Origin of the sequence: Streptomyces sp. (genome assembly GCF_031178505.1) — a bacterium.
GTDB classification, from domain to species: domain Bacteria; phylum Actinomycetota; class Actinomycetes; order Streptomycetales; family Streptomycetaceae; genus Streptomyces; species Streptomyces gulbargensis.
This window is the reverse complement of the sequence record NZ_JAPSIW010000247.1, coordinates 1-8,673: the sequence shown is the minus strand read 5'-3', so window position 1 is coordinate 8,673 and position 8,673 is coordinate 1. Positions and strand designations below refer to the sequence as shown.

The 8,673-nt window shown below is 74.5% G+C and carries 9 protein-coding genes; 7 read left to right on the top strand and 2 right to left on the bottom strand.

Features of this window, described 5'->3' with window-relative positions; all coding sequences use genetic code 11:
* The first annotated feature begins 185 nt into the window (after window positions 1-185).
* The 3 genes from RIF68_RS17845 to RIF68_RS17835 all read left to right on the top strand — a co-directional run bounded on the left by RIF68_RS17845 (window position 186) and on the right by RIF68_RS17835 (window position 2,380).
* Window positions 186-1,088, top strand: coding sequence for an EamA family transporter (locus RIF68_RS17845; RefSeq protein ID WP_309052262.1), 903 nt, complete (start codon window positions 186-188; stop codon window positions 1,086-1,088).
* A gap of 178 nt (window positions 1,089-1,266) precedes the next feature.
* Complete coding sequence (locus RIF68_RS17840) at window positions 1,267-1,833, top strand: AAA family ATPase (protein ID WP_309052261.1); 567 nt, start codon at window positions 1,267-1,269, stop codon at window positions 1,831-1,833.
* Between the two features lie 250 nt (window positions 1,834-2,083).
* Window positions 2,084-2,380 (top strand): hypothetical protein, encoded by a 297-nt coding sequence (locus RIF68_RS17835; protein WP_309052260.1) that lies wholly within the window; start codon window positions 2,084-2,086, stop codon window positions 2,378-2,380.
* Here the strand turns inward: RIF68_RS17835 and RIF68_RS17830 are convergent.
* Window positions 2,377-3,423, bottom strand: coding sequence for a LacI family DNA-binding transcriptional regulator (locus RIF68_RS17830; protein ID WP_309052259.1), 1,047 nt, complete (start codon window positions 3,421-3,423; stop codon window positions 2,377-2,379). The genes RIF68_RS17835 and RIF68_RS17830 overlap by 4 nt on opposite strands.
* A 155-nt stretch (window positions 3,424-3,578) precedes the next feature.
* Between RIF68_RS17830 and RIF68_RS17825 the strand changes: the two genes are divergently transcribed.
* From RIF68_RS17825 to RIF68_RS17815, 3 genes are read left to right on the top strand one after another with little or no spacing between them, the layout of a single operon-like run.
* A complete protein-coding gene (locus RIF68_RS17825; protein WP_309052258.1) occupies window positions 3,579-4,730 on the top strand; it encodes a Gfo/Idh/MocA family oxidoreductase in 1,152 nt (383 codons plus the stop codon).
* A complete protein-coding gene (locus RIF68_RS17820; protein ID WP_309052257.1) occupies window positions 4,727-5,893 on the top strand; it encodes a dihydrodipicolinate synthase family protein in 1,167 nt (388 codons plus the stop codon). The genes RIF68_RS17825 and RIF68_RS17820 overlap by 4 nt, the downstream gene beginning before the upstream one ends.
* Before the next feature lie 26 nt (window positions 5,894-5,919).
* Entirely contained in the window at window positions 5,920-6,693 is a 774-nt protein-coding gene (locus tag RIF68_RS17815) for a sugar phosphate isomerase/epimerase family protein (RefSeq protein WP_309052263.1), read from the top strand.
* Window positions 6,694-6,806: 113 nt separating this feature from the next.
* Here the strand turns inward: RIF68_RS17815 and RIF68_RS17810 are convergent, their stop codons facing one another.
* A complete protein-coding gene (locus RIF68_RS17810; protein ID WP_309052256.1) occupies window positions 6,807-6,998 on the bottom strand; it encodes a hypothetical protein in 192 nt (63 codons plus the stop codon).
* Window positions 6,999-7,252: 254 nt separating this feature from the next.
* Here RIF68_RS17810 and RIF68_RS17805 point away from each other — a divergent pair.
* Window positions 7,253-8,673: AAA family ATPase (locus RIF68_RS17805; protein ID WP_309052255.1), on the top strand; the 1,421-nt coding region annotated here is incomplete at its 3' end.

The following is an 8,673-nucleotide window of genomic DNA, read 5'->3' as shown; positions in this document are numbered from 1 at the left end:
CCGAGGGCGGCGGCAGCGGCGCCGACGCTGCCGTGGACGGCGACGGCGTGCAGGGCGCGCAGACGGCCGAGATCGAGCACGGTGACTCCCGTCCGGGACCGGGGACATGGATGAAGCGCTGCTTCATTCGACCATGAAGAAACCCGCGCTGGTGCTACACGTTCCGGCCCACCATGCTCGATCGCATGCGCCCCGCCCACCTCGCCCTCGCCGCCCTGGTCACCGCCCTCTGGGGAGTCAACTTCGTCATCATCGACCTCGGCCTCGACCACTTCCCGCCGCTGCTCTTCTCCGCGCTCCGCTTCCTCGTGGCCGCCCTGCCCGCCGTCTTCTTCGTCGGCCGTCCCAAGGTCGCCTGGAAGTGGATCGTGGGAGTCGGACTGGCCCTCGGCGTCGCCAAGTTCGGTCTGCTGTTCACCGGCATGAGCATGGGCGCGCCGGCCGGCCTCTCCTCCCTGATCCTCCAGGTCCAGGCCGTCTTCACGGCCGTGTTCGCCTTCCTCGCGCTCGGCGAGCGGCCCGGCCGCGTCAAGCTGACCGGCATGGCCGTCGCCCTCGCCGGCATCGGGGTCGCGGCGATCGACGAGGGGGCGTCTAGCTCGCTGACCGGCTTCCTGCTGGTGATCGCCGCCGCCGTCGCCTGGGGCGTGTCCAACGTCCTCACCCGCAAGGCCGCCCCGCCCGACGCGCTCAACTTCATGGTCTGGGTGAGCACCGTGCCCGTCCTGCCGCTGCTCGCGCTCTCCCTGCTCGTCGAGGGCCCCGAGCGCGACCTGGCCGCGCTGCGGGACCTCGACCCGGTGGGCGTCGGCGTCATCGTCTTCATCGCCTGGGTCGCCACCGTCTTCGGCTTCGGCGCCTGGGGCTGGCTGCTCCGCCGCTACCCGGCCTCCTCCGTCGCCCCCTTCTCCCTCCTCGTCCCCGTCTTCGGCATGTCCTCGGCGGCCCTCTTCCTCGGTGAGGGCGTGAGCCCCCTCCGGTGGTGCGCGGCGGCCCTCCTGGTCGGCGGGGTGGCGCTCACCTCCCTCACCCCGAAGCGCGAGCCGGCGCCGGAGAAACCACTGGCGCCGGAACCGGTCGCGCCGTAGCGTTCCCCGGTCGGCGGCGGGACCGGGGCCGTACGCCGGAGGGCCGGCCGTACGGCACGGGGCGCGGCGGCGGGGCCGGCCGCCCCGGAACCCGTCCGCGAGCGGCCCCGCCCAGGGACCGCCCCGCCCGTGGCCCGTCCGTCCGGGCCCGTACCGCCGGCCCGCCCGAGAGGACCGCATGACCTTCGAGCACCTCACCGTCGACGCCCCCGAACCGGTACCGGGGGCCGTCCTCCTCGCCGGCATCCCCGGCAGCGGCAAGTCGACCGTCGCCGCCGCCCTCGCGGCCCGCTTCCCGCGCGCCGCGCACATCGAGGTGGACCACCTCCAGGAACTGATCGTCAGCGGCGGCCGATGGCCGACCCCGGACGGGGACCCGGAGGCCGACCGCCAGATCCTGTTGCGCGCGCGCCACGCGTGCCTGCTCGCGGGCAGCTTCGCGGCGGCCGGTTTCCTGCCCGTCGTCGACGACGTGGTGGTACGCCGCTCGCACCTGGACTTCTACCGCGCCCGGGCCGGGAACCTGCGGCTCCACCCGGTGTTCCTCGCCCCCGGCCCCGAGACGGCCTGGGAGCGCAACAACGCCCGCCACAAGCGCCTCACGACCAACTGGGCGTTCCTGGACGAGGCCATGCGGGCCGAACTGTCCGGCCGGGGCGTGTGGATCGACAACGCGGACCTCACGGTCGAGGAGACGGTCGACGCCGTCCTCGCGGCCACCGGCCTGACCCCGTCCGGAAGCTGAGACGGCCTCGCCGCCCCGGGCCCGTCGTGTGAGAATCCCCGGCATGCAGCGGCGGCTCATTATCGGCGCCCGCGTGCCGGCACCGGGGCGACCTGGGGAGTGATCCCTCCCAGGCGGTCCACCGCCCGCACGCAGACCTCTCGCGTTCCGCGAGGGGTCTTTTCGTTTCCCCCGGCCCTGACCCCCGGCCCTGACCCCCGGCCCTGATTCCCCGGCCCACCCGGCCGCACGACACGGACAGGAAAACCCCATGGCAGACGACACCCGCACCGCCCCCGGCGCGTCCCTCTCCGGCGACGTGTGCACGATGACCGTGACCCTCAGGGACACGCCCGGGGCCCTCGCCCGTATCGCCGCGACGCTCGTCGGCACGCCGGTGCTGGCCCTGGAGTACGCGGTCACGGGCGCGGCCCGGGCCGTGGCCGAGGTCACCCTCCCCCGCCCCCACGCGACCCGCGCCCGTCACAGGCTGAGCCGCATGGTGGACACCCTGACCGTCGCCGAACCCTCCGCGCCGGCCCCCCGCCGGCCCCTCCCGTCCCGTTAGCCCCGCGGCGCCCCCGTCGACCCCCGGAGCACCAGCTCGACCGGGACCACCGCCGGACCGCCGGGCGGCAGCTCCTCCGCTCCCGTGGCCAGGCGTCCCGCGCGGGCGCCCGCCGCGTGGAGGGGGAGGCGCACGGTCGTGAGGGCCGGTACGGCGTCCACCGAGAACGGCAGGTCGTCGAAGCCGGCCACCGACACGTCGCCCGGGATGGACAGGCCCCGCTCCCGCAGGGCCGCGCAGACGCCGAGGGCCACCGTGTCGTTGGCGGCCACCACGGCCGTGAGGTCCGGGTCGCGGGCCAGCAGCCCGGCCGTCGCCTCGTGGCCGGAGCGCCGGTCGTACGGCCCGTGCACCGTGGGTCCCTCGGGGACGCCCGCCGCGGCGAGGGCCTGCCGGTGCCCCTCCAGCCGGTGCCGGGTCGTCGTGCGGTCGGCCGGCCCCGCCACGTAACCGATCCGCCGGTGTCCGAGCGCCAGCAGATGCTCCGTCAGCAGCCGGGCACCCGCCCGGTTGTCGAAGACGAGCACCGCCGCCCCCGTGTCACCGGGCACGGGTGGGCGCCCGCACAGCACCACCCGGGTCCCGGCCTCGGTGAGGCGGGCCAGCTTCCCGGACGTGGCCGCCAGGTGCTCCGGGTCCTCCAGGGAACCGCCCATGAGGATGACGGCGGCGGCCCGCTGGCGCTGGAGCAGGGTGAGGTAGGTGAGCTCCCGTTCGGGGGAACCGCCCGTGTTGCAGACGACGGCGAGCTTCTCCGCGCCGCCCCGGCCCCCCGCGCCCTCGCCGATCGCGCTCTGCGCCGCGCCCGCCATGATCCCGAAGAAGGGGTCGGCGATGTCGTTGACGAGGACCCCGACGAGGTCGGAGGTGGCGGCGGCGAGGGAGCTCGCGGGTCCGTTGGGCACGTAGTCGAGTTCCCGCACCGCCAGGAGGACCCGCTCACGGGTCGAGGCGGCGACGGGGTAGTTGCCGTTGAGGACGCGGGAGACGGTGGCGGGGGAGACCCGTGCGCGGGCGGCCACGTCCGCCAGGGTGACGGTCATCGTGCACGTACCTCCAAGGCCCTTGTCCGGCGTGATGTCGGCAGGCTAGCGTCATCCGTGACAGAAAGCGCTTTCTATCGGGGTTCGGAACCGCACCGCCCCGCACCGCGAGCACCGCACGCCGGGGAGAGCGATCTCCGGGGAGAGGATCCTTCGTGACACGCAGGACAGTCCGCATCGCCATGAACGGCGTCACCGGACGCATGGGATACCGCCAGCACCTCGTCCGCTCCGTCCTCGCCCTGCGCGAGCAGGGCGGACTCGACCTCGGCAACGGCGACGTCCTGTGGCCCGAGCCCGTCCTCGTGGGCCGCCGCGAGCACGCCCTGCGCGCCCTCGCCGAGCGCCACGGCCTCGACCACTGGACCACCGACCTCGACGCCGTCCTCGCCGACGACACCGTCGACATCTACTTCGACGCCCAGGTCACCTCCGCCCGCGCCGAGGCCCTGACGAAGGCCATCGCGGCGGGCAAGCACGTCTACACGGAGAAGCCCACCGCCGCCGACCTCGCCGGCGCCCTCGAACTCGCCCGCCTCGCCGAGGCCGCCGGCATCCGCCACGGTGTCGTCCAGGACAAGCTCTTCCTCCCGGGCCTGCTCAAGCTGAAGCGGCTCATCGACGGCGGCTTCTTCGGCGAGATCCTCTCCGTGCGCGGCGAGTTCGGCTACTGGGTCTTCGAGGGCGACTGGCAGGACGCCCAGCGCCCCAGCTGGAACTACCGCGCCGAGGACGGCGGCGGCATCGTGGTCGACATGTTCCCGCACTGGGAGTACGTGCTCCACGAGCTGTTCGGCCGTGTCACCTCCGTCAGCGCCCACGTCACCACCCACATCCCGCGCCGCTGGGACGAGCAGGGCAAGCCCTACGAGGCCACCGCCGACGACGCCGCCTACGGCGTCTTCGAGCTGGAGGGCGGCGCCGTCGCCCAGATCAACTCCTCCTGGGCGGTCCGCGTCCACCGCGACGAACTCGTGGAGTTCCAGGTGGACGGCACGCACGGATCCGCCGTCGCCGGTCTGCGCGGCTGCCGTGTCCAGCACCGCTCGACCACTCCCAAGCCGGTCTGGAACCCCGACATCCCGGCCACCGAGTCCTTCCGCGAGCAGTGGCAGGAGGTCCCCGACAACGCCGAGTTCGACAACGGCTTCAAGGCCCAGTGGGAGCTGTTCCTCCGCCATGTCGTCCTCGGCGAGCCCTACCACTGGGACCTCCTCGCCGGCGCCCGCGGCGTCCAGCTCGCCGAACTCGGCCTGAGGTCCGCCGCCGAGGGCCGCCGCCTGGCCGTGCCGGAGGTGTCGCTGTGACCCTCCGCCTCCCCGTGACCGGCGGCGGCGTACGGGAGTACGAGCCCCGCGCCGAACCGCTCGCGCTCCCCCCGGCCGGCCCGCTCACCTCCCGTACCGTCTTCTCCGCCGCCCACGTCGTCGCCGACCCGTACGCCGACACCACCCCCGACGCGCCCGCCGCGATCGACTGGGACGCCACCCTCGCCTTCCGGCGCCACCTGTGGGCGCACGGGCTCGGCGTCGCCGAGGCCATGGACACCGCCCAGCGCGGCATGGGCCTGGACTGGGCCGGGGCCGCCGCGCTCATCCGCCGCTCCGCCGCCGAGGCGAAGGCCGTCGGCGGCCGGATCGCCTGCGGGGTCGGCACCGACCAGCTCACCGCCGGCGGCACCCTGCCGGAGATCCGCGCCGCCTACGAGGAACAGCTCGCCGTCGTCGAGGAGTCGGGGGCCCAGGCCGTCCTCATGGCCTCCCGCGCCCTCGCCGCCACGGCCGGCGGCCCCGACGACTACCTCGGCCTCTACGGCCACCTCCTGCGCCAGGCGAGCGAGCCGGTGATCCTCCACTGGCTCGGCCCGATGTTCGACCCGGCGCTCGACGGCTACTGGGGCTCCGCCGACCTCGACACCGCCACCGAGACCTTCCTGGAGGTCATCGCCGCCCACCCCGACAAGGTCGACGGCGTCAAGATCTCCCTCCTCGACGCGCGCCGCGAGGTGGAACTCCGGCGCCGCCTGCCGGAGGGCGTACGCTGCTACACCGGTGACGACTTCCACTACCCCGAGCTGATCGCCGGCGAGGAGCCGCCGGCGGGCAACCGCTTCAGCCACGCCCTGCTCGGCGTCTTCGACCCGCTGGCCCCGCTCGCCGCCGAGGCCGTACGGCTCCTCGACACCGGTGACACCGAGGGGTTCCGCAAGGTCCTCGACCCGACCGTCACCCTCTCCCGGCACCTCTTCGAGGCCCCGACCCGCTTCTACAAGACGGGCGTCGTCCTCCTCGCCTGGCTCGCCGGCCACCAGGAGCACTTCACCATGGTCGGCGGCCTCCAGTCCGCCCGCTCCCTGCCGCACCTCGCCCGGGCCTACGAACTCGCCGACGGGCTCGGCCTCTTCCCCGACCCGGCGCGCGCCGAGGCGCGGATGCGGTCCCTGCTCACCGTGTACGGAGTGCCGCAGTGAACCAGGACCGCTTCAGCATCAACCAGATGACGGTCAAGCAGCTGACCCTGCCCGAGCTGGTCGCCGCCTGCGTCCGGCTCGGCGTCCCCGGCGTCGGCCTGTGGCGCGAGCCCGTCCGGGAGTACGGGGTCGAGGCGGCGGCCGCGCTCGTGCGGGAGGCGGGGCTCGCCGTCACCACCCTCTGCCGGGGCGGCTTCTTCACCACCGACGGCTGGGAGGAGGAGAACCGGGCGGCGATCGACGAGGCGGCCACCCTCGGCACCGACACCCTCGTCCTGGTCTCCGGCGGCCTCACCACCGCCTGCCCCGACCTGCCCTCGGCCCGCGCCCGGATCGCCGAGGCCGTCGGCGCGCTCGCCCCGTACGCGGGGGAGCGCGGCGTCCGTCTCGCCATCGAACCGCTCCATCCGATGTACGCCGCCGACCGCTGCGCCGTCTCCACCCTGGACCAGGCCCTGGACATCGCCGAACGGTTCCCGGCCGAGCAGGTGGGCGTCACGGTCGACACGTACCACCTCTGGTGGGACGACCGGGCCCCGGCGGCGGTGGCACGCGCGGGCGCGGCCGGCCGCATCCACTCCTACCAGCTCGCCGACTGGACGACCCCGCTCCCGGCCGGCGTCCTCACCGGCCGGGGCCAGCTCGGCACCGGCGTGATCGACCTGCGGGCCTGGTCGGACCTGGTGGAGAAGACCGGCTACACGGGCCCGGTCGAGGTCGAACTCTTCAACGACGACCTGTGGGCGAGGGACGGCGTGGAGGTCCTGGAGGAGACGCTGGCCGCCTTCCTGGACGTCTGACCGGACTCCGCTCCGGCCCCGGTGCGGCGGGGCCGGAGCGGCGGTCTTCCCGCCCGCCCCGCTCCGCCCCCGGGGAAGTCGCGTACCTCGCCGGGGCGCGGACCGGCCCCGGGCTACTTGTGCCCGCCGCCCCTTCCCTTCCGGGCGGCGGCCCGTTTCGTGATCACCGCCAGGGCGGCGGGGAGCAGCACCTGGAGGGCCCGGCTCACGGCGGGGGCGGGCAGGCCCGTCCGCTTCGCGATCGCCTTCGCCGCCGGCCTGGCGACCCGGTTCAGGACGACGCCGCCCATCAGTCCGCGGATCACCGCGCCTCCCCCCGCGTCCACGCCCACGACGGTGCCCCGTCGTCCGCGCCCGCCGGGCGCCGTCCGTACACGTTCCGCTCCCACGTTTCGTCAGCCATGCCTCCCACGCTAGGCGCCCGCCCCCGCCCCGGCACCTCGGCGCCGCCCGCCACCCGCCGGGGCGCCCCACCCGGCCCTCGCGGGGCCGCCGTTGCCGTGCCGGGGACCTGCCGGGAGCCCCTCCCGCTGTCCGACCTCTTCGCTACGGTCGGGGCATGGTCAATCTGGCGGTGGTCGAGGGGGTCCTGGAGCGGATCACCTACGCCAACGAGGAGAACGGGTACACGGTCGCGCGGGTCGACACCGGGCGGGGCGCCGGTGATCTGCTCACCGTCGTCGGGTCGCTGCTCGGCGCGCAGCCGGGGGAGTCGCTGCGGATGGAGGGCCGGTGGGGCTCCCACCCGCAGTACGGCAGGCAGTTCACCGTCGAGAACTACACCACGGTGCTGCCCGCGACCGTCCAGGGCATCCGCCGCTACCTGGGCTCCGGACTCATCAAGGGCATCGGCCCCAGGATCGCCGAGCGGATCGTGGACCACTTCGGCACGGAGACGCTCGACGTCATCGAGAAGGAGCCGGAGCGGCTCGTCGAGGTCCCGGGGCTCGGGCCGAAGCGGACCCGGCTGATCGGGGCCGCCTGGGAGGAGCAGAAGGCGATCAAGGAGGTCATGGTCTTCCTCCAGGGGGTCGGTGTGTCGACGTCCATCGCCGTGCGGATCTACAAGCAGTACGGTGACGCCTCGATCTCGGTGGTGCGCGGCCGGCCGTACCGGCTCGCCGCCGACGTGTGGGGCATCGGTTTCCTCACCGCCGACCGGATCGCCCAGGCCGTCGGCATCCCGCACGACAGCCCCGACCGTGTGAAGGCGGGGCTCCAGTACGCGCTGTCGCAGTCCACCGACCAGGGGCACTGCTTCCTGCCGGAGGAACGGCTCATCACCGAGGCCGTGAAGCTCCTCCAGGTGGACACCGGCCTCGTCATCGAGTGCCTGGCCGAGCTCGCCGAGGACCCCGAGGGAGTCGTACGGGAGACCGTGCCCGGCCCCGAGGGCGCCCCCGTGACCGCCGTCTACCTGATCCCCTTCCACCGGGCGGAGCTCTCCCTCGCCGGGCAGTTGCGGCGGCTGCTGCGGGCCGAGGAGGACCGGCTGGCGGCCTTCCGGGACGTGGCCTGGGACAAGGCCCTGGCGTGGCTGGCCGACCGCACCGGGGCGAGCCTGGCGGCCGAGCAGGAGCAGGCCGTGCGGCTCGCCCTGACCGAGAAGGTCGCGGTCCTGACCGGCGGGCCGGGCTGCGGCAAGTCCTTCACCGTCCGGTCGATCGTGGAGCTGGCCCGGGCCAAGCGGGCCAAGGTGGTGCTCGCCGCGCCCACCGGCCGGGCCGCCAAGCGGCTCGCGGAGCTGACCGGCGCCGAGGCGTCCACCGTCCACCGCCTGCTGGAGCTGAAGCCGGGCGGGGACGCGGCCTACGACCGGGACCGGCCGCTCGACGCCGATCTGATCGTGGTCGACGAGGCCTCCATGCTGGACCTCCTCCTCGCCAACAAGCTGGTCAAGGCGGTGGCACCGGGTGCCCACCTGCTGCTCGTGGGCGACGTGGACCAGCTGCCGTCGGTCGGCGCGGGGGAGGTGCTCGG

Excerpts from the sequence above, each read along its gene's own strand:
- RIF68_RS17845 (WP_309052262.1), top strand. The coding sequence starts at position 186 with ATGCGCCCCGCCCACCTCGCCCTCGCCGCCCTGGTCACCGCCCTCTGG.
- RIF68_RS17840 (WP_309052261.1), top strand. The coding sequence starts at position 1,267 with ATGACCTTCGAGCACCTCACCGTCGACGCCCCCGAACCGGTACCGGGG.
- RIF68_RS17835 (WP_309052260.1), top strand. The coding sequence starts at position 2,084 with ATGGCAGACGACACCCGCACCGCCCCCGGCGCGTCCCTCTCCGGCGAC.
- RIF68_RS17830 (WP_309052259.1), bottom strand. The coding sequence starts at position 3,423 with ATGACCGTCACCCTGGCGGACGTGGCCGCCCGCGCACGGGTCTCCCCC.
- RIF68_RS17815 (WP_309052263.1), top strand. The coding sequence starts at position 5,920 with ATGACGGTCAAGCAGCTGACCCTGCCCGAGCTGGTCGCCGCCTGCGTC.